General features: G+C 71.9%; 21 protein-coding genes and 1 pseudogene. 7 read left to right on the top strand and 15 right to left on the bottom strand.

The window, feature by feature from the left end; translation table 11 throughout:
* The first annotated feature begins 10 nt into the window (after positions 1 to 10).
* Positions 11 to 925, top strand: coding sequence for a homoserine O-acetyltransferase MetA (gene metA / locus WFK95_RS19790; protein ID WP_336671682.1), 915 nt, complete (start codon positions 11 to 13; stop codon positions 923 to 925).
* Between the two features lie 3 nt (positions 926 to 928).
* On the opposite strand, the gene WFK95_RS19785 is transcribed toward metA, so the two are convergent.
* The 6 genes from WFK95_RS19785 to WFK95_RS19760 all read right to left on the bottom strand — a co-directional run bounded on the left by WFK95_RS19785 (position 929) and on the right by WFK95_RS19760 (position 4,834).
* Positions 929 to 1,723, bottom strand: coding sequence for a hypothetical protein (locus tag WFK95_RS19785; RefSeq protein ID WP_336671681.1), 795 nt, complete (start codon positions 1,721 to 1,723; stop codon positions 929 to 931).
* Positions 1,724 to 1,775: 52 nt separating this feature from the next.
* Positions 1,776 to 2,162, bottom strand: coding sequence for a hypothetical protein (locus tag WFK95_RS19780; protein WP_336671680.1), 387 nt, complete (start codon positions 2,160 to 2,162; stop codon positions 1,776 to 1,778).
* 5 nt (positions 2,163 to 2,167) lie between these two features.
* The gene (locus tag WFK95_RS19775) at positions 2,168 to 2,443 is read right to left on the bottom strand and encodes a DUF3618 domain-containing protein (protein WP_068526462.1); all 276 of its coding nucleotides are present in this window, start codon (positions 2,441 to 2,443) and stop codon (positions 2,168 to 2,170) included.
* Between the two features lie 17 nt (positions 2,444 to 2,460).
* Positions 2,461 to 3,456 carry a PE-PPE domain-containing protein gene (locus WFK95_RS19770; RefSeq protein ID WP_336671679.1) on the bottom strand — a complete coding sequence of 332 codons (996 nt, stop codon included), beginning with the start codon at positions 3,454 to 3,456 and terminating at the stop codon, positions 2,461 to 2,463.
* An 82-nt stretch (positions 3,457 to 3,538) separates the two neighbouring features.
* The gene (locus WFK95_RS19765) at positions 3,539 to 4,339 is read right to left on the bottom strand and encodes an Fpg/Nei family DNA glycosylase (protein ID WP_336671678.1); all 801 of its coding nucleotides are present in this window, start codon (positions 4,337 to 4,339) and stop codon (positions 3,539 to 3,541) included.
* Between the two features lie 12 nt (positions 4,340 to 4,351).
* Positions 4,352 to 4,834 (bottom strand): ribose-5-phosphate isomerase, encoded by a 483-nt coding sequence (locus WFK95_RS19760; RefSeq protein WP_224645494.1) that lies wholly within the window; start codon positions 4,832 to 4,834, stop codon positions 4,352 to 4,354.
* Between the two features lie 479 nt (positions 4,835 to 5,313).
* On the opposite strand from WFK95_RS19760, the pseudogene WFK95_RS19755 reads away from it, so the two are divergent.
* Positions 5,314 to 6,267, top strand: a pseudogene (locus WFK95_RS19755) (M48 family metallopeptidase); the annotation flags it as partial.
* Between the two features lie 248 nt (positions 6,268 to 6,515).
* Here the strand turns inward: WFK95_RS19755 and WFK95_RS19750 are convergent.
* Entirely contained in the window at positions 6,516 to 7,145 is a 630-nt protein-coding gene (locus WFK95_RS19750; RefSeq protein ID WP_336671677.1) for a mycothiol-dependent nitroreductase Rv2466c family protein, read from the bottom strand.
* Between the two features lie 177 nt (positions 7,146 to 7,322).
* Between WFK95_RS19750 and pepN the strand changes: the two genes are divergently transcribed.
* Positions 7,323 to 9,890, top strand: coding sequence for an aminopeptidase N (gene pepN, locus WFK95_RS19745; RefSeq protein ID WP_336671676.1), 2,568 nt, complete (start codon positions 7,323 to 7,325; stop codon positions 9,888 to 9,890).
* A 60-nt stretch (positions 9,891 to 9,950) separates the two neighbouring features.
* On the opposite strand, the gene WFK95_RS19740 is transcribed toward pepN, so the two are convergent.
* Positions 9,951 to 10,412, bottom strand: coding sequence for a nuclear transport factor 2 family protein (locus tag WFK95_RS19740; RefSeq protein ID WP_224645491.1), 462 nt, complete (start codon positions 10,410 to 10,412; stop codon positions 9,951 to 9,953).
* A 96-nt stretch (positions 10,413 to 10,508) separates the two neighbouring features.
* Between WFK95_RS19740 and WFK95_RS19735 the strand changes: the two genes are divergently transcribed.
* Entirely contained in the window at positions 10,509 to 10,832 is a 324-nt protein-coding gene (locus tag WFK95_RS19735) for a YchJ family protein (RefSeq protein WP_224645490.1), read from the top strand.
* Between the two features lie 61 nt (positions 10,833 to 10,893).
* Here WFK95_RS19735 and WFK95_RS19730 read toward each other — a convergent pair whose 3' ends face one another.
* The 4 genes from WFK95_RS19730 to WFK95_RS19715 form a co-directional block, all read right to left on the bottom strand.
* Positions 10,894 to 11,376, bottom strand: a complete 483-nt coding sequence (locus WFK95_RS19730; protein WP_224645489.1) for a DUF5130 domain-containing protein — start codon at positions 11,374 to 11,376, stop codon at positions 10,894 to 10,896.
* Complete coding sequence (gene ctaJ, locus WFK95_RS19725) at positions 11,363 to 11,620, bottom strand: aa3-type cytochrome oxidase subunit CtaJ (protein ID WP_068526454.1); 258 nt, start codon at positions 11,618 to 11,620, stop codon at positions 11,363 to 11,365. Before ctaJ ends, WFK95_RS19730 begins: the two co-directional genes overlap by 14 nt.
* 65 nt (positions 11,621 to 11,685) lie before the next feature.
* Entirely contained in the window at positions 11,686 to 12,276 is a 591-nt protein-coding gene (locus WFK95_RS19720) for an HNH endonuclease (RefSeq protein ID WP_224645488.1), read from the bottom strand.
* Positions 12,277 to 12,422: 146 nt separating this feature from the next.
* Positions 12,423 to 14,243 carry a PAS domain-containing protein gene (locus tag WFK95_RS19715; protein WP_224645487.1) on the bottom strand — a complete coding sequence of 607 codons (1,821 nt, stop codon included), beginning with the start codon at positions 14,241 to 14,243 and terminating at the stop codon, positions 12,423 to 12,425.
* Positions 14,244 to 14,321: 78 nt separating this feature from the next.
* Here WFK95_RS19715 and WFK95_RS19710 point away from each other — a divergent pair, with 78 nt between their 5' ends.
* Both WFK95_RS19710 and WFK95_RS19705 read left to right on the top strand, forming a co-directional pair.
* Complete coding sequence (locus WFK95_RS19710; protein ID WP_224645486.1) at positions 14,322 to 14,726, top strand: globin; 405 nt, start codon at positions 14,322 to 14,324, stop codon at positions 14,724 to 14,726.
* Positions 14,727 to 14,737: 11 nt separating this feature from the next.
* The gene (locus WFK95_RS19705) at positions 14,738 to 16,336 is read left to right on the top strand and encodes a glycoside hydrolase family 13 protein (protein WP_224645485.1); all 1,599 of its coding nucleotides are present in this window, start codon (positions 14,738 to 14,740) and stop codon (positions 16,334 to 16,336) included.
* Between the two features lie 13 nt (positions 16,337 to 16,349).
* Here the strand turns inward: WFK95_RS19705 and WFK95_RS19700 are convergent, their stop codons facing one another.
* A complete protein-coding gene (locus WFK95_RS19700; RefSeq protein ID WP_224645484.1) occupies positions 16,350 to 16,835 on the bottom strand; it encodes a DUF4188 domain-containing protein in 486 nt (161 codons plus the stop codon).
* An 82-nt stretch (positions 16,836 to 16,917) separates the two neighbouring features.
* Between WFK95_RS19700 and WFK95_RS19695 the strand changes: the two genes are divergently transcribed.
* On the top strand, positions 16,918 to 17,559 hold the full coding sequence (locus WFK95_RS19695; protein ID WP_224645483.1) for a MerR family transcriptional regulator: 642 nt from the start codon (positions 16,918 to 16,920) through the stop codon (positions 17,557 to 17,559).
* On the opposite strand, the gene WFK95_RS19690 is transcribed toward WFK95_RS19695, so the two are convergent.
* Positions 17,548 to 18,192, bottom strand: coding sequence for a hypothetical protein (locus WFK95_RS19690; protein WP_224645482.1), 645 nt, complete (start codon positions 18,190 to 18,192; stop codon positions 17,548 to 17,550). The two genes, WFK95_RS19695 and WFK95_RS19690, sit on opposite strands and share 12 nt — an antisense overlap.
* Positions 18,189 to 18,626: an acyl-CoA thioesterase gene (locus WFK95_RS19685; protein WP_308011419.1), complete on the bottom strand. Its 438-nt coding sequence runs from the start codon at positions 18,624 to 18,626 to the stop codon at positions 18,189 to 18,191. The genes WFK95_RS19690 and WFK95_RS19685 overlap by 4 nt, the downstream gene beginning before the upstream one ends.
* Between the last annotated feature and the right edge of the window lie 31 nt (positions 18,627 to 18,657).

Here is an 18,657-nt window from a genome sequence, read left to right as displayed (position 1 = left end):
AGCTGGTCGGGTGCCCGTCACCATGCCCCACGACCTCCCCGCTCGGGCCGTCCTGGCCGCGGAGCAGGTCTTCGTCATGTCCGACGACCGCGCGGGACATCAGGACATCCGCCCCATGCGGATCGCCATCCTGAACCTGATGCCGATGAAGGTCACCACCGAGACCCAGCTGCTGCGCCTGCTCAGCAACAGCCCGCTGCAGATCGAGCTCACGCTGCTGCGCATGGCCAGCCACGTCTCGCGGACCACCGCGTCGGAGCACCTCGACTCGTTCTACTCCACCTTCGACGACGTGGCCGAGCAGCACTTCGACGGCCTGATCATCACCGGGGCCCCGGTCGAGCGGCTCGACTTCGAGGACGTCGACTACTGGCCGGAGATGACCCGGATCCTCGACTGGACGCGGACCAACGTGCAGTCCACCCTGCACGTCTGCTGGGGCGCCCAGGCGGCGCTGTACCACCACTACGGCGTCGGCAAACACGAACTGCCCCAGAAGCTCTCGGGCGTCTACCCGCACCGTCTCACCGCGGCGCGATCGCCCGTCGTCACCGGCTTCGACGACGAATTCCTGGCCCCGCACTCGCGGCACACGGACGTCGAGGCGACCGACGTCGAGGCGACCGGCCACGTGGACGTGCTGGCCGTCAGCGCGGAGGCCGGCGTGTACCTCGCGGCCAGCCGGGACGGTCGGCAGGTCTACGTGACGGGCCATCCGGAGTACGACGCGGACACCCTGGCCCGCGAGTACGCGCGGGACAGCGGGCAGGGCCTCCCGGTCGCTCCGCCCGCCCACTACTTCCCGGACGACGATCCCGCGCAGCTCCCGCGCAACCGCTGGCGCGGCCACGGGAACCTGCTCTACAGCAACTGGCTCAACTACTGCGTCTACCAGGAGACGCCGTTCGACCCGGACGGCGCGTAGCGCTCAGCCCTGCGCGGGCGGATCGCCGCCGTCCGCCGCGGGAGCCTCGGTCGCGGTCGCAGTCGGGGGCTCGGGCGCGGCCGGAGCTCCGGGCGCCTCGGGCTGGACCTCGACGGCCTCCACCTCGACGACCGAGGCGACGACGACCGCTGGCGGGACCGCGACCGACGGGGCCGCCACGACCCGGGCCGGCCTGGGTTGGCGCGGCTGCGCCGCCTTGGCGACCTCGCTCGCGGTGCGCAGGGCGAACTTCGGCAAGCTCGAGAGCAGGTCGGTCACGGGCTCGGCGACGGTGTTCGCCGCGCCGACCACCGTCTCGATGTCGCCCAACCGCTGCCCCATCGCGGCGATCGTCGGCGTGAGCTTGTTCATCGCCTCGGTCACCTCCGCGAGCTTCTGCACCACGCCGTCCTCCGCGGTGAAGGCGTCGACGATGCCGCCCTCCCGGGTGGCGCGATCGAGCGGACCGTCGGGCCGGATCACGCGGTCGACGGCGCCGCCCTCGTCGAACAGGTCCGCCACCCGGTCGGCCGCGCCGCCGGGGCCCACCACGCGATGGATGGCGCCGTCGTCGCTCAGCAGGTCGGACACGCGGTGCACGATGTGGGGCACGCGCTGCGCGGCGGTGATCAGGTTCTCGTGGCGGGTGCCTCCGCCCGAGCCGGGATCGATCTTGTCCGCGGCCATCGACACGACGTCGCGCGCCACACCGACCGAGGTCTCGGCGGCGGCGAGGCCCAGGCCCGCCGCGGCCAGCCCGACGCGGGCAGGGGCGAGCAGTGCTTTCGGAAACTCCATGGATCCAGCGTAGCGCCGATCCGCGATGGCGGAATCAGGAGATTCCCTGAGGTCAGGCGCCGGGCGTGGGGCTCACGACGTAGGTCACGTCACCGTCGTTCGACGAGATCCCGACGGTGAAGCCGTGGCCGCGGTACACGGCCCCGATCCGGCCGGCGTCGAGCGGGACGCCCGGCGCGACGGGGGTCAGGCCCGCCGCGAGCAGCGCACGAGCCGCTGCCACGGTGTCACGCCCCTCGACGGTGACCCGCCACATCGCGTGCCCGACCTCGATGGTCTCGGCCTTGCGGATCTCGCCGACCACCGGGACCTGCTGCGCCGGGAAGCCCGCGGGCAGCGCGACTGGGCCCGCCGCGGGGCCGCTGCATCCGGCCACGAGGAGCCCGGAGACGACGAAGGCGGCGCCGATGCCGGCGCCGCCTCGTTTCGTGCGATCCATGCGGGTCAGAGCGAGATCTTGCCCTCGGCGATCGCGCGGATGAGCTGCTTCTCGCGACGTGCCCGCTTGAAGCGCGACCCGATCACGAGCGCGGCCAGCACCGCGACGCCGGCCGCGGCGGCGAGCACCGGCGGCTTCGTCACGGTGGCGATCACCGACTGCTGCGCCTGCTCGGCGAGCTTGCGAGGGTCCGCCCGCTCGCCCAGCTGGTCCAGCGTTGCCGCCAGCTGCTCCCGGGCGCGCTCGATATCGCGCTCGATGCTCTCGGTGTCACGTGCCACTTCGCTCTACCTCCGGGTCAGCCAGCCTGCAAATACTTCACCGACTCTAGACCAGCGGCCGCGGGCGCACCGCTCTGCGGGGCCCCGGCGGCGCGATCCGGCTCCGCCGGGAGGGCGAAGGTGGCCTGGACCTGCAGCCATTGCGCCAGGATCTGGCAGCCCGTGAGCTCGTAGTCCTCGTGCCGCAGCCGCGCGAGCGGCTCGGTGGCGTACGCGGTGTGCCGGTTTCCGCGCAGGTTGTAGTCGCGGCCGCGGTACTGCACCCGCGGCAGGTAGCCGAGGATCTCCCGGCCCGCCGTGCGCAACCGGTCCACGTCGCGCCGCCACTGCCGGGAGCCGAACGCCGTGCGGGTGGCGTTCTGGAAGCGGTGGCCGAGGTACTCCCCCGCCGCGCGGGGCGCCCACGTCGCCAGGTCGCGCAACGTCAGGTAGGCGGTGGCGTCGGCGATGTCGCGGACGAAGGAGTCGACGCTGGCGTTGCAGATCACGTCCTGCGGGTGCGAGATCCACTGCAGCGGCAGCCCGTCGGGCACCGACGGGCCGTCACCCGCGACGCCGGAGCCGCACAGCGCCGGGTCGCTGCCGTGCGGCCGTTCGGGGTCGGAGATCAGGCCGGCGGCGAGCACGTTCGGCGCGAGCACGGGCCCGTCGGCCATCGCGCCGAGCACCCGGCGGACCACGGTGCAGCCCTGCGAGTAGCCGATGAGGACGACGGGGCCGTCGGCGTCGGCGATCGCGGTCAGAAGGCGCTCGACGCCGATCGACACGGACTCCGCGAAGGAGATCCCGTCGCGCGCAGGCACCGGCCCGTAGGAGGCGGGATAGCCCACCCAGCGGGCGCCGAAGCGCTCGTCGAGCTCGGCCACCACGTGGCTGAGCATGCCGGTCACCTCGGTGCGGGGATCGTCGATCCAGGACTCGCCCGTGCCCCCGACGGCGAGCACGGTGATCCGGGCCCGGCCGGCGTCCGCCGGTCGCCGGGCCGCCCTGCTGTGGACGGTCAGCGTGTTCATGGGACAACCCTTGCGCCCGCGGATGAGAACGAGCTGAAATCCATGTTAAGAAACCGCTGATGTGTCCGAGCTAACAGCGGCGTCAACTCTGACAGGTGGCGCACCAGTACAGGTTCCGCGCCTCCATGACCTCGGTCCGCACGGGCGTGCCGCACACGCGGCAGGGGTCGCCGGTGCGCCGGTACACGTAGGTCCGCGGCCGGTCCTCGGCGTACGACGGTGCGCCGTGGTCGTGCTCGGGCCGGACCACGTGCATCCGGCCGCGCTCGACGCCGATCGGCATGAGGGCGACCAGATCCGCCCAGATCTCGTCGAACTCCGCACGGGAGACGTCGCGACCCTCGCGGTGCGGGTCGATCCCGGCGCGGAAGAGCACCTCGGCGCGGTAGACGTTGCCGACGCCGGCCATCACCTTCTGGTCCATCAGCAGCGCGCCGACGGGCCGTCGCGACCGCTCGATGCGGCGCCACGCGTCGTCGGGATCGGAATCGGGCCGCAGCGGGTCGGGGCCGAGGCGGGCGAGGACGCCGTCGACCTGTTCCTCGGTGACGAGCTCGCACGCGGTGGGTCCGCGCAGGTCGGTGCCGCCGCGCGGCCCGACGATGCGGTACCGCACCTGTCCGATGGGAGCGGGCGCACCGTCGGACACCCCGAAATCGGTGAAGGCGCCGTACAGGCCCAGATGGACGTGGACGATCAGCCCGCCGTCGTAGCGGTGCCAGAGATGCTTGCCCCACGAGTCGGCGCGCTCGAAGACGCGGCCGTCGAGGCGCTTCGCCTCCGGGGCGAACCTGCCCTGGGGGCTGGAGACGCGGACGCCCTCGCCCGCGAACAGTGCGTCGTGGGCGAGGGCGAGCCGGTGGAGTGTGTGCCCTTCGGGCATCGTCGGTGCCGGTCAGGCCTCGGGGGCGCCGGGAACGGCGGGCGCGACGCCGGTGCGCTCGTACTCGGCGAGGATGTCGATGCGGCGCTGGTGTCGGGGCTCCTCCGACCACGCCTGCCCGAGGAAGGCGTCGACAATGGCCAGCGCCTCCTCCTTGCTGTGCATTCGGCCGCCGATGCCGATCAGCTGCGCATTGTTGTGCTCGCGCGCCAGCTTCGCGGTCTCGACGCTCCAGGCGAGGGCGCAGCGGGCGCCGGGCACCTTGTTCGCGGCGATCTGCTCGCCGTTGCCGCTGCCGCCGAGGACGATGCCGAGGCTGCCGGGGTCGGCGACGACGCGGGTTGCGGCGTCGATGCAGAACGCGGGGTAATCGTCGACGGCGTCGTAGGTGTGGGCGCCGCAGTCGACGGCCTCGTGACCGTTCGCCGTCAGGTGCTCGATGATCTGGGACTTCAGTTCGAATCCGGCGTGGTCGCCGCCGAGGTAAACGCGCATGAATACAAGTCTGACACGCGCCGCGCGCGCATCGATGAGCGGCACAGCCTACATTCGATGGCATGGATGACAGCACCGAGCAGACACCGGGCCGGGAGCCGCAGGGCGACTCCTCCCCCACCGCGTCCGCCCGCACCGGGGCCTTCAGCTCCGAACCGGACGAATCGACGATGCCGAGCACGGGCTTCTTCCCCGTGGTGCAGCCCGACGAACCGGCGGCGGACCCGTCGCCGTCCGACGCGGCGACCTCCGCCATCCCCGCCGCGGACTTCCCGACCGAGCGGCACCACTCCGGCGGGCACCACGCGCTGCCCGAGCTCGGCGCACACGACCCGTCGGTGACCGCGGGCCTGGGCGCCCCCGCCCAGCAGCCCGGCGGCCCGCAGTTCGGCTCGGGCCACTTCCCGGGCGCGCACGTCCCCGGCGGACACTTCCCCGGCGGACACTTCCCGGGTGGCCCCGGCGGCCCCGTTCCGCCGGTGCCGCAGGCCCCGTCGTACGCCGGGCCGCCGCGGCGCCATCCCTGGGAGATCCCGCTGCTGGTGATCGTGATCCTCGTGACCCTGCTGATCTACGGGGGCGCGCTGGTCCTGGCCGCGGTCGGAGTGGTCAACGAGTACCTGCTGCTCGCACTCCTCGCGCCGATCGTCGTGTTCCTCATCCGAGGCATCACCTGGGCCTCGCCCCGCGTCCAGGGGGTGCAGATGACCCCGACGCAGTTCCCCGAGGGCTATCGGATGGTGCGTGAGGCGGCGGCCCGGTACGGCATGCGCGAGGTCCCCGACGCCTTCGTGGTGATCGGCAACGGCCAGATCAACGCCTTCGCCTCGGGCCACGGCTTCCGCCGCTTCGTGGTGGTCTACAGCGACCTGTTCGAGATCGGCGGCGAGGCCCGCGACCCCGAGGCGCTCGCGTACATCGTCGGCCACGAGGTCGGCCACATCGCGGCGGGCCATGTGTCCTACTGGCGGCAGCTCGGGTCGTTCGCGATGAGCTACCTGCCGGTGATCGGCGCGGCCCTGTCCCGCTCGCAGGAGTACACGGCCGACAACTACGGTTACTTCAATCAGCCCGCGGGTACGCCCGGCGGCATGGGTGTCCTCGGCGCCGGCAAGTACCTCGGCAAGGAGGTCGACTTCGACCAGCTCGCCGACCGCGCGTCCACCGACAAGGGCTTCTTCACCTGGCTGGTGAACCTCACCGCATCGCATCCCGTGCTCACCTGGCGCGCGGCCGCGCTGCGCAACCGCACCAAGGCCGGCTCGCTGTGGTTCGCCCCCAGCGGCCCGATGCGCGGCGTCGGCGGCGGCGCGGTCGTGCCGGCCGGCCCGGTGCCGACGTACACCCAGCAGGAGGTGCTGGCGCCCGCCCCCGGGCAGGTGCAGGCGGCCCCCGTCGGGCCGGGTCCCGTGCACCAGGTCCCGACGGGACCGTACGGCCCCACCCACGTCCCGACGGAGCAGCCGGCACCCGCGCAGCAGAGTCAGCCCTACCCGGAGGGCGGCTACTTCGCGCAGCGGCACGCCCCGCAGGGCGACTCCGGCGCGCAGGCCGGAAAGGCTCCCGACGGGACGCCCGAGCAGCCTGGGCAGAACGAGAACCCGCCGGCCGGCTCCTAGCCCTCGAACCGACGAACCCCGCCGCACCGTTGCCGGTGCGGCGGGGTTCTGCGTTCGCGGTGTCAGTCGAACGCGGGCTCCTCGTGGCGGCTCCTCTTGAGCTCGAAGAAATGCGGGTAGCTCGCGAGGAGCACCGCGCCGTCCCACACGCGGCCCGCGACGTCACCACGCGGGATGCGCGAGAGCACGGGTCCGAAGAAGGCGGTGCCGTTGACGTGGATGGTCGGCGTACCGACGTCGGGGCCCACCTTGTCCATGCCCGCGTGGTGGCTCGCGCGCAGGGCCTCGTCGAAGTCGGTGCTGTCCGCGGCGGCGGCCAAGTCCGACTCGAGGCCGGTCTCGGCCAGCGACTCGGCGATCACGACGGCGAGATCCTTGTTCTGCTCGTTGTGGATCCGGGTGCCCATGGCGGTGTACAGCTTCGGCAGCACGTCGTCGCCGTGGCGCTGCGCGGCGGCGATGAGCACGCGCACCGGGCCCCACGCCGTCTTCATGAGTTCCCGGTAGATCTCGGGCAGGTCGTCGCGGCCCTCGTTGAGGACGGCCAGGCTCATGACGTGGAACTGCACGTCGATGTCGCGCACCTTCTCGACCTCGAGGATCCACCGCGAGGTGATCCAGCACCACGGACACAGCGGGTCGAACCAGAACTCGACGCGATCCTTGGCGGTGGACGGGGCGGTATCGGTCACTTCGGCTCCTGCTCGTGGGACGGTCACTTCTCAAGAAGATCCTGCTCCCCCGTGCAACGTCGCGCACGCCGATCTGCTTCCCGCGCGGGCACGCGGGGGCGGCGGGTGGCATTGTGGGACGGGTCGAGCCGGTGCGTCCGGTTCCGCCGTCCGCCGAGTCCAGAAGGAGCGTCCCCTTTGTCCGCGCCCAACCTCACCCGGGTCCAGGCCGCCGAGCGCGCCGCGACCGTCGCCGTCTCGCGCTACGCGATCGACCTCGACCTCACCGACGGGGCGGATGCGCCCGGCGACAAGACCTTCGGGTCGACCACGACGATCACGTTCACGGCGACGCCGGGTGCGGAGACGTTCATCGACCTCATCGCCAGCGGCATCACGGCCACGCTCAACGGGCGGCCCGTCGACACGTCCGGCTACACCGAGGAGGGCGGGCTCGCCCTGCACGGCCTCGCGGCCGAGAACGAGCTGGTGATCTCGGGGCGGTTCTTCTACTCCAACACCGGCGAGGGCCTGCACCGCTTCGTCGATCCCGCGGACGGCGCGGTCTACCTGTACTCGCAGTTCGAGACGGCCGACGCCAAGCGCATGTTCGCGTGCTTCGACCAGCCCGACCTCAAGGCCGTCTTCGACGTGGCCGCGACGGCACCGTCGGACTGGACCGTGGTGACGGGCGGCGCGGAGGCGACCCGGGAGCCGCTGCCGACCGGCGCGCACCGCTGGACCTTCGTCACGACCGAGCCGATGTCGACCTACCTGGTGGCGCTCATCGCGGGCCCGTACGCGGTGTGGACGGACGCGTACACGGACGAGCACGGCACCATCGACCTGCGCCTGTTCTGCCGTGCCAGCCTCGGCGAGTACATGGACGCCGAGCGGCTGTTCACCGAGACCAAGCAGGGTTTCGGCTTCTACCACAAGAACTTCGGCATCCCCTACGCCTTCGGCAAGTACGACCAGCTGTTCGTGCCGGAGTTCAACGCGGGCGCGATGGAGAACGCCGGCGCGGTCACCTTCCTCGAGGACTACGTCTTCCGGTCGAAGGTCACGCGCTACCTCTACGAGCGCCGCTGCGAGACCGTGCTGCACGAGATGGCGCACATGTGGTTCGGCGACCTGGTCACCATGCGCTGGTGGGACGACCTGTGGCTGAACGAGTCCTTCGCGACCTTCGCGTCGGTGCTCAGCCAGGCGGAGGCCACCGAGTACACCTCGGCGTGGACCACCTTCGCGAACGTCGAGAAGTCCTGGGCGTACCGGCAGGACCAGCTCCCGTCGACGCACCCCGTCGCGGCCGACATCCCCGACCTGCAGGCCGTCGAGGTCAACTTCGACGGCATCACCTACGCCAAGGGCGCGTCGGTGCTCAAGCAGCTCGTCGCCTACGTGGGCCTCGAGCCCTTCCTCGCCGGCCTGCGCACGTACTTCGTGGAGCACAAGTTCGGCAACGCCACCTTCGACGACCTGCTGCGCGCGCTGGAGGCCTCGTCGGGCCGCGACCTGTCGGACTGGGGCGCCCAGTGGCTCAAGACCACCGGCATCAACATCCTGCGCCCCGACTTCGAGGTCGACGGCGACGGGAACTTCACCCGGTTCGCCATCGTCCAGGAGGGCGCGGAGCCGGGCGCCGGCGAGCTGCGCACGCACCGCCTCGCCGTGGGCGTGTACGCCGATCAGGACGGGAAGCTGGTGCGCACGCAGCGCGTCGAGCTCGACGTCGCCGGTGCGCGCACCGACGTCCCGGAGCTGGTGGGCGTGCACCGCGGCGAGCTCGTTCTGGTCAACGACGACGACCTCACCTACTGCTCGGTGCGGCTGGACCCGGTCTCGCTGGCGACGGTGACGAGCCGCATCGCGGACATCGCCGACTCGCTCCCCCGCACGCTCGGCTGGTCCGCGGCCTGGGAGATGACGCGGCAGGCCGAGATGAAGGCCCGCGACTTCGTCGAGCTGGTGCTCGGCGGTATCGGCGCCGAGACCGAGGTGGGCGTGGTGCAGCGCGTCGTGCTGCAGGCGCAGACGGCCGTCGAGTCCTACGCCGACCCCGCCTGGGCCGCCGCGGAGGGCCGCGAGCGGCTCGCCTCCGGCCTGCTCGGACTGGCCCGCGATGCCGAGGCGGGCTCGGACTTCCAGCTCGCCTTCGTCAACGCCCTCGCGGCGTCGGCGCTGGGGCGCGCCGAGGTCGAGGCGCTGCAGGCGCTGTACGACGGTGCCGAGCCCGCCACCGTCGGGCTGGCCGGGCTGACCGTCGACACCGACCTGCGGTGGCGCCTCCTGACCGCCCTGGCGCGCGCCGGGGCCGCGGGCACCGACGAGATCGAGGCCGAGGTGCTGCGCGACCCGACCGCCGCGGGCGAGCGGTCCGCCGCGGCCGCGCTGGCCGCCCGGCCGGACGTCCGGGTCAAGGAGGAGGCCTGGGAGAAGGTGTTCGGCGACGACTCGCTGTCGAACACGCTGACCCGCGCGATCTCCGCGGGCATCGTCGCGCCCGGGCAGGGCGAGCTGCTGGCGCCCTTCACGGCGCGCTACTTCGACTCGATCGACCAGGTGTGGGGGCGCCGGTCCTCCGAGGTCGCGCAGACGGTGGTCGTGGGCCTGTACCCGTCGTGGGACATCTCCGACGGGGCCGTGGCCGCCGCGGACGCCTGGCTCGCGGGCGACAAGCCCCCGGCCCTGCGCCGCCTCGTGCTCGAGGGCCGCGCGGGCATCGTCCGCTCGCTGGCGGCGCGGGCCTTCGACCGCGCCTGACGCTCATACGACGGCGGCCCCGGGATCGTTCGATCCCGGGGCCGCGGTCGTGTGCGGGGCTCAGCTGATGAACGGGTGGCCGCTCACCGTCTTGCCCGGGTCGTCCTGGATGACGTCCCAGTGCTCGACGATCTTGCCGTTCGCGACGCGGAAGATGTCGGCGACCGCCTGCGCCTTGCCGTCGTAGACCGACTTCGCGTAGACCACGACGATGTCGCCGTCCGCGACGACGCGCACGATGGACGTGCTGTACTTCGGGTCCTTCACGACGGGCCCGAGGACCTTGACGAAGGCGTCGCGGCCGTCGGCGACCTCGGGGTTGTGCTGGATGTAGTGGTCGCCGATGTAGCGCTGCGCCGCACCCGCGATGTCCCGCTGCACGAAGCCCTCGGTGTAGAAGGCCGTCACGACCTCCCGCGGGGTCGACGGTGCCGCGCTCGCCTGGGCGGCGACGCCGAGGACCAGTGCGCCGACGGTGAGCACGGCGGCGACGGCGTTACGGATCGTCCGGTTGAGGTTCATACCGTGTCCAATCATTGAAACTTCAATACTTTGATTCGATCAGAACACGATCGGGCGCCGAGCACAACGTGATGACCATCGCCGTACGCTGCACGAATGGACGCACACCACACACCCGAGACCGCCGAGGCGCTGATGCGCTCCCGGTTCGCCGCCTTCCGCGACGGCGACGCGGCGTGGCTGCTCGCCTCGTGGCACCCGAGCACCCGCCCGGCGGACCTCGAGCTCGACGAGGACGTGCGGTGGCGCGGCCTGCAGATCGTGGACACCGTCGCCGGCGCCGCGACCGACGACACGGGCATCGTCGAGTTCCGGGCGACGTACGTCGCGGACGGCGCGCACGGCGTCCTCCACGAACGCTCCCGCTTCGTCCGCGAGGACGGGCGGTGGTTCTACGTCGACGGGGACTTCCCCGAGTAGCCCCCGGGAACGAGACAGGCCCACCGGACGGATCCGGTGGGCCTGTCGCGTGTCGAAGCGCTTACGCCGTGGGCGGCTTCACGGCCGAGGCCATGACGCGCAGGGCGGCGATGACGCCGTCGATCAGATCGCCGGCCTGGAAGGGCGGGATCGCGGCGGTGACGCCGAGCTGCGCGACCTTGTCGCCCAGGCGGTCGGCGACGCCGCTACCGGTGAGCACGACGATGTCGCGCGTGTTCGGGGAGACGGCGATGAGGGCGGCGTACTCGGGCTCGGGAGCCTGGCGGAGCACGGCCTCGGCGCCGGCGTGCGCGTCGTCACCCAGGTCGCCGATGTACACCGAGAACCGGGCGTTCGCGTCGCGGGTCGCGCGGATCAGCGCCTCGTCGAGGCCGATCAGCTCCTCACGGGAGAACGGCGGGTTGGCCGGGCTGTCGCTCGCCTGGCGCGCCGCCGAGATGCGGCCGCTCGACGTGATGGCCGTACCGATGGGCAGCTCGCCCTGCGGAACGGCGACGGTCTGCGTCTGGTCACCACTTGCCACGAGCGGCACCCCCGATCAGGTTCTCGTTGTCATGGTCGCCGTGGTGCGCACCGTGCGGGCCCACGGGGGCCTCGTCGACCGCGCTGAACAGCATGGGCTCGCGGGTCCACGGCTCACCGAGCTTGTACTCGCCCGGCTGCTGGTACTTCTCGTTGCGGCCGGTGGCCATCGAGATGACACACAGGACGACGATCACGATCGTCGCGACGACGGTGATCCCGCCGACGATGTTGAGCAAGCTCACTGTGGGCCCCTTTCCTTCTCTGTCGGACGCCCGACGGCGCTGGTCGGTCTGTGGAACAACTTAGCCTATGCCGCATCGAGGTCGAGATACCGACTCCACATCGGGTCGACCTCCTTGAGCGTCGACAGGAGGCGCCAATGCCGCCCCTGCGGCGCCCGCGGCTCGGTGCGCAGCTTCCAGCCGATTTCGGACAGCAGCCGGTCGGCCTTGCGGTGGTTGCAGGACGCGCAGCAGGCGACGCAGTTCTCCCAACCGTGACCGCCGCCGCGGGAGCGCGGCAGGACGTGGTCGATGGTGTCCGCCTTGCCGCCGCAGTAGCCGCAGCGGAACCGGTCGCGGTGCATCAGCGCCGCGCGCGTCATGGGCACCTGGGCGCGGTACGGCACGCGGACGTACGTCCGCAAGCGGATGACCGACGGCACAGACAGCGAACGGTCCGCTGAATGAACCAGCGGACCGTTCGGATCGTCGTGGACCACGTCGGCCCTATCCCTGAGCATGAGGACTATCGCCCTCCGCATCGAGATCGCGGTCAGTGGCTCGTAGGTGGCGTTGAGCAGCAGCACCCTGCGCGTGCCCCACACGGCACCACCGGAACGGGAGTCGTCGGCGAGCGCCGTGGTCGCGGGGCCACCCGCGGCGTGCGTTCGCTTCATCGACACTCCTCACCGTCGCGCGGGCCCCGCCGGTCGGCCGAGGCCCTTCGCCTCTAGTAGTGCACCACGGCCGACGGCGATCCGCACGGTGATTTCCGCGCATTTCCCGAGGCGAATCGGCGGATACCGGGTGAACGTCAGGTGACCTAACCGGCGACGACCCGGTTGCGGCCGTCCGCCTTCGCCCGGTACAGCCGACGGTCCGCCTCGTGCAGCAGCAGGCCCGGAGCCGTGGTCGACGCCGTCGCGGACACCCCGCCGATGCTGACCGAGACCGGCAGCCCGTTCGGCGCGAGCCCGAGCGCGAGGATGTCGCGCCGGACCGACTCGAGCACCGCGGCCAGGTCGACGTCGCCCACCAGCAGCAGCGCCAACTCGTCGCCGCCGTACCGCGCCGCGACCTCGCCCCGGCGGGACGGGATCCGCGCGATCACCGCGGCCAGCTCGCGCAGCACGTGATCCCCGACGACGTGCCCGTGGGTGTCGTTGTAGGTCTTGAAGCCGTCGACGTCGATGAGGGCGAGGTGCACGAGGTCCCCGACGTCGGCCGCCTCGCGCAGTGCGGCGTCGAGCGCGCGACCGAAGCCCCGGCGGTTCGCGATCCCGGTCAGCTCGTCGATCTCCGCGAGCCGGCTGAGTTCCTGCGCCGCGTCCTGGAGCGCGCGCCGCTCGGCGATCTCGGCCGTGACGTCGGTCAGGCTGCCGATGATCCGCACGATCGCGCCGGTCTCGGACCGCTCGATGACGCGCCCCCGGCCGCGCACCCACAGGTACTCGCCCGACTTCGTCCGGATCCTGTGCTCGCAGCGATACTCCGCGGTCTCGCCGCGCATGTGCCGGTTCATGGCGCGCAGGGCGGCCTCCAGGTCGTCGGGATGCACCCGACGCTCCCACTCGTTCGTGGTGTCGCCGATCTCGTCGGCGCCGTAGCCCAGCATGCTCTTCCAGCGGGGCGAGTAGTAGACCTCCCGCGAAGCGAGGTCCCAGTCCCAGATGCCCTCGCCGGCCGTGTCGAGCGCGAACTGCCAGCGCGCCTCGGCGCGCAGGAGGCGGGCCTCCATCTGCCGGGTCGCCGTCACGTCGCGCGAGATCCCGACGAGCCCGATCACACGGCCGGACTCGTCGCGGTACGGCGCCTTGAGCGAACGGACGGTGCGCCATCGGCCGTCGATCAGGGCCGACTCGTCGACCTCCTGCGCGATCCCGGTCTCCATCACCTCCTGGTCGGTGCCCATGACCCGCGCAGCGGCCCGGGCGTCGAGGAAGTCGTCGTCGGTGCTCCCGAGCACCTCGCCGATGGGCAACTCGGTGGCCTGCAGGACGCGCACCGCGGCACGGTTGAGGAACATGAATCGCCCCTGGCGATCCTTGACGTAGACGGAGTCGGGCGCGGCGTCGGCGATGGCCTGGAAGGTGCGGAAGGTGGCGAAATCGGCACCCGAGACCGGGCCGGGATTCGCCGCAGCGGTCGCGGCGGCCTGGAGCGCCCGCAACCTGGCGACCTCCTCGGCGGTGCTGCGGGTGTCGGTGATGTCGCGGGACACGCCGATCAGCCCGACGATCTCGCCGTCGGCGTCGCGGTACGGGGACTTCGTGGACAGGAACGTCCGCGCCAGGCCGTCGACGGTCGTCGACTCCTCGAGTTCCTGCCCGACCCCGGTGCGCATGATCTCGCGGTCCGTCTCCCGCAGTTGCGCCGCCGCCGCCGCGTCGAACATCTGCCGGTCGTCGTTGCCGAGGAAGTCGGCCACCCGGACCCCGTAGAGCCGGGCGACGGCGTCGTTGACGAACAGGTACCGGCCCGCGAGGTCCTTGACGTAGATGAGGTCCGTCGCCGCCTCGGCGATCGCCCGGAACATGGGCAGGGACCGCCGGGTGTCGTCGAGCTCGGCGGTCAGCGATGCGACGCGCTCGCGCAGGCGCCGGACCGTGGCACCGTCGCCGGCGTCGATCGATTCCTCGCTCATCGTCCCGACAGTATGCGAGTCCGGCGCGACGACGAACCTCGAACGGCCGTCGAGACGGCCCGTGCGAGACTGGAGGGCGTGAGCACGCCGGACCAGCAGAGCTTCTACGACGCCGTCGGCGGCGCGGACACCTTCGCGGAGTTGATCCACCGCTTCTACCAGGAGGTGGCGCGCGACGAGCTGCTCCGCCCCCTGTATCCGGAAGAGGACCTCGGCCCCGCGGAAGTGCGGTTGCGGATGTTCTTCGAGCAGTACTGGGGCGGGCCGCGTACCTACTCCGAGCAGCGCGGACACCCGCGACTCCGCATGCGGCACGTGCCCTTCCGCATCACCGAGATCGAGCGCGACGCCTGGCTGCGGTGCATGGACGTGGCGATCGCCTCGATCGACGACGCGCGGATGAGCCCGGATCGCAAGCAGCAGCTCAGGAACTACTGTGAGATGGCCGCACAGATGCTCGTGAACACCCCCATGGGCGCTTGAACAGGAGTGAGATGACGCCACCCGTCCGCACGCCCCACTACATCGAGGCCCCGTGGTGGAAGGACGCGATCTTCTACCAGGTGTACCCCCGGTCGTTCTCGGACGCGAACGGCGACGGAGTCGGCGATCTGCGCGGCGTGATCGACCGGCTGGGCTACCTGGAGCTGCTCGGGGTCGACGCGCTGTGGCTCTCGCCCGTGATGCGCTCCCCCATGGCCGATCACGGCTACGACGTCTCCGATCCCCGGGACATCGACCCCCTCTTCGGCACCCTGCAGGACATGGACGAGCTGATCGCGGCGGCGCACGCCCACCGGATCCGCGTGACCATGGACCTGGTGCCGAACCACACGTCCGATCGGCACCCGTGGTTCCAGGCGGCGTTGGCCGCGGGGCCCGGCAGCCCGGAGCGCGACCGGTACGTCTTCCGCGACGGCCGCGGGCCGCACGGCGACGAGCCCCCCAACAACTGGCCCAGCATCTTCGGCGGCCCGGCATGGCACCGCGTCACCGAGGCCGACGGCACCCCCGGCCAGTGGTACCTGCACATCTTCGCGCCCGAGCAGCCCGACCTGAACTGGCAGAACGAGGACGTCTTCCAGGACCTGGCCGAGACCCTGCGGTTCTGGCTGAACCGCGGCGTCGACGGCTTCCGGATCGACGTGGCGCACGGCATGGCGAAGCCCGCGGGCCTGCCGGACATGGACCTGGTCAACAACCAGATCATGGACAACGACGAGAACGACCTGCGGTTCAACGATCCCGGCGTGCACGCGATCCATCGGCGCATCCGCCGGGTGATGGACGAGTTCCCCGGCCGGGTGACCGTCGGCGAGATCTGGGTCAAGGACAACGACCGGTTCGCCGAGTACATCCGGCCCGACGAGCTGCACCTGGGATTCAACTTCCGGCTCGCGGAGGCGGAGTGGGACGCGCGCGGGATCCGCGAGGCGATCGACAACTCGCTGATCGCGGTCGAGTCGGTGAACGGCATCCCGACGTGGACGCTCTCCAATCACGACGTGCCGCGCGAGGTGACCCGGTTCGGCGGCGGCGAGCTGGGGACGGCCCGCGCGCGGGCGATGATCCTGGTGGAGCTGGCGCTCCCGGGAACGGCCTTCCTCTACAACGGCTCCGAGCTGGGCCTGCCGAACGTCGACCTGCCCGACGAGGCCCTCCAGGACCCGACCTGGGAGCGGTCCGGGCACACCGAGCGCGGCCGCGACGGCTGCCGGGTGCCGCTCCCCTGGCAGGGGACGCTGCCGCCGTACGGCTTCTCGACGAGCCCGGACACCTGGCTCCCGATGCCGGACGACTGGAAGGACCTCACGGCCGAGGCCGAGCTCGAGGACCTCGATTCGACGCTGACGCTCTACCGCACCGCCATCGAGCTGCGCCGGATGCGGCCGGAGTTCCGCGGCGACGCCATCGAGTGGTACGGCGCGCCGCGCCCCGGCGCGCTGGCCTTCCGGCGCACCGACGGCCGCCTGACCTGCGTGCTCAACGCGTCGGACGGCCCCGTCGAGCTGCCGGGTGGCGAAGTCATCCTCTCCAGCGCACCGCTGGTCGACGGTCTGCTGCCGCCGAACGCCGCCTGCTGGCTCGCCTGACCGGATCGACGCCTCAGGCGCCGATCCGCTCCCGCGAGGTCCGGCCCCGTCGGGCCAGCGGCTGCGCGCCGACGGCGGCGGCGAGCCCGACCGGGGCCGACAGGTCCGCGTAGATCGACTCGTGCGCGCCGGCCGGAACCCGGTAGGTCTCGTGCCAGATGCCGACGGTCGAGCGGCCCTCGGCGTGGGCCATCTTGTAGAACTGCAGCCAGGCCGGCCGGTGCGCGAAATCGGTGGAGTGCGAGTACGTCTCGAGCTCCTCGAAGCTGCGCCAGTACTGCACGAGGAGCGGGCCGCCCGGCGCGATCGCCTTGAATCCGCCCAGGTAGCCCAGCGCACCGCCGCGCTTCCGGTCGCGCTCGATCTCGGCCTGCATCCTGCGCAGGGAGCGCCCGACGAACGCCGCCTGTCCCAGGCGCCACGTGCGCCGCGGGCGCATGCCGAGCAGGAACACCACCAGGTCACCGTCGTGGGTATCGGTCTGCAGATCGTGGTTCATGAGTCTCTCCCTGCCGGAGCCAGCTTGGATAGTGCCACTACCCATATTGGAGAGTGAAGCTATCCCGTGTCAAGATCAAGGGATGAAATTGTCGGAACTCTCCACGGAGACCGGCGTGAGCACCGCCTCGCTCAAGTACTACCTGCGCGAGTCGCTGCTCGCGCCCGGCGAGCCGGTCACCAAGACGCAGTCCGAGTACGGGCCCGCCCACGTCGAGCGGGTGCGGCTGATCCGCGCGCTGGTCGACTCCGGCGGCCTCTCCCTGGCCCAGGTCCGGCGCGTGATCGACGCCCTGGACAGCCCGACGGTGCCGCGGCACGAGCTGCTCGGGGTCGCGCAGGAGGCGCTCATGGACGCCGCGCAGTTCGACGAGGACGCCGAGTGGACCGCCCTGGCGACCGAGTTCGTGGACCAGCGCGGCTGGCGGATCCAGGACGGCGACGTGCTGCTGCCCCAGCTCGGCGCGCAGCTCAAGGCGCTCGCCGAGACGTGCGAGGTGGGCGGCCGGGAGACCCTGGAACGCTGGGCCGACGCCGCGGAGACGGTGGCCGCGTCCGACCTCGACACCCTCACCGGGGACGACGCCGAGGCGCTGCGGACGGCGATCGTCGGCACCGTACTCTCCGACAAGGTCCTGCAGACGCTGCGCCGGCTGGCACAGCAGAACCGGACCGCGCAGCTCTACGAGGCCTCGACGCGCGCGGACGGCGGATCAGACGAGTAGGCCCGGCCCCGCCTCACGCCGCTGGTACAGCGAGCCGAACCGGGCGTCCACCCGCACCCAGGTCGCCGACGCGGACACCCGGACCGGCTCATCGGCACCGTCGGCGGCGAATCCCATGGCCTCCAACGCGAACGCGGTGCGCAGGCTGATCGGCACGGTGGTCCCGTCGGTGCTCACGCTGACCACCGCAGAGTCGAGTAGGGACGCGGGCGGGCCCGCCGGTCCACCGGTCTCGCGGCCCACCTCGACGCCGCGCGCCGCGACCGCGCGGAGCGCCTGCGCCGGAACGTCGTCCACCGGCTGGAAGCCCGTCGCGGGCGGCAGCGCCCCGCGCCACGCGGAGTCCAGGGCGAAGCCCACGTCCACGTAGCCGCCCTCGTCCGACGGCGCCGCGCGCAGGGAGTCGAGCACGGTCGCGGCGCTGCACACCAGCGACTCCGGCGCGACGGCCCCCGTCAGCACCCGCACCGCGAGCACCCCGAAGCCCGTCCTCCCCCAGACCTCCACGTGCTGCTCGTCGCGGCGCCGCACGCGGATCACGGCCGAGTCATCGGTGCGCAGTAGGCGGGTGACGAAGGCCGCGAGGTTCGAGCGCGGACCCGCGCCCGACACCGTCAGGCGTCGATCGCTCACCGGGAGAACGACTTCAGGTAGTCGCGCTGCTCCCCCGACAGCCGCCGCACGCGCTGTTCCGCCACGTCGAAGGCGGCGAGCCGCACCTGCGCGACCACCGCCGGCGCGGTGGCGAGCGCGGCGCCGGCGGGCCGGACTTCGTGGTGCACCACGAAGTCCGCCGCGCGCACGGCGGAGGTCCACAGCGTGATCTGCAGCGGCGAGTCCTGATGCCGCAGCTGCCCGCGGTACTCGACCTCCAGCTTCGCCAGCAGCAGCCCGTCGAGCAGGTCGCGCGTGGGCGCGTCCGGCGCGAAGAGGAGCGGGATCCGCGCCTCCTCCAGCAGCGTCACCATCCGCGCGTTGTTGATGTGCTGGTAGACGTCCATGTCGGACCAGCGCACGTCCACGGGCACCGTCAGGCTCGCGGCACCGTCGTCGGCGACGGTGCGCACGCCCGTGACGCCCGCCGCGGTGAAGCTGTAT

Source organism: Tsukamurella sp. USMM236 (genome assembly GCF_037148755.1).
Taxonomy (GTDB): Bacteria; Actinomycetota; Actinomycetes; order Mycobacteriales; family Mycobacteriaceae; genus Tsukamurella.
This window is presented reverse-complemented; position numbering and strand designations above follow the sequence as displayed.

Bases quoted from the DNA above. Each gene is read 5' to 3' on its own strand.
- WFK95_RS19785 (WP_336671681.1), bottom strand. From the start codon at position 1,723: ATGGAGTTTCCGAAAGCACTGCTCGCCCCTGCCCGCGTCGGGCTGGCC.
- WFK95_RS19780 (WP_336671680.1), bottom strand. From the start codon at position 2,162: ATGGATCGCACGAAACGAGGCGGCGCCGGCATCGGCGCCGCCTTCGTC.
- WFK95_RS19770 (WP_336671679.1), bottom strand. From the start codon at position 3,456: ATGAACACGCTGACCGTCCACAGCAGGGCGGCCCGGCGACCGGCGGAC.
- WFK95_RS19765 (WP_336671678.1), bottom strand. From the start codon at position 4,339: ATGCCCGAAGGGCACACACTCCACCGGCTCGCCCTCGCCCACGACGCA.
- WFK95_RS19760 (WP_224645494.1), bottom strand. From the start codon at position 4,834: ATGCGCGTTTACCTCGGCGGCGACCACGCCGGATTCGAACTGAAGTCC.
- WFK95_RS19740 (WP_224645491.1), bottom strand. From the start codon at position 10,412: ATGAACCTCAACCGGACGATCCGTAACGCCGTCGCCGCCGTGCTCACC.
- WFK95_RS19735 (WP_224645490.1), top strand. From the start codon at position 10,509: ATGGACGCACACCACACACCCGAGACCGCCGAGGCGCTGATGCGCTCC.
- WFK95_RS19720 (WP_224645488.1), bottom strand. From the start codon at position 12,276: ATGAAGCGAACGCACGCCGCGGGTGGCCCCGCGACCACGGCGCTCGCC.
- WFK95_RS19715 (WP_224645487.1), bottom strand. From the start codon at position 14,243: ATGAGCGAGGAATCGATCGACGCCGGCGACGGTGCCACGGTCCGGCGC.
- WFK95_RS19705 (WP_224645485.1), top strand. From the start codon at position 14,738: ATGACGCCACCCGTCCGCACGCCCCACTACATCGAGGCCCCGTGGTGG.
- WFK95_RS19700 (WP_224645484.1), bottom strand. From the start codon at position 16,835: ATGAACCACGATCTGCAGACCGATACCCACGACGGTGACCTGGTGGTG.
- WFK95_RS19695 (WP_224645483.1), top strand. From the start codon at position 16,918: ATGAAATTGTCGGAACTCTCCACGGAGACCGGCGTGAGCACCGCCTCG.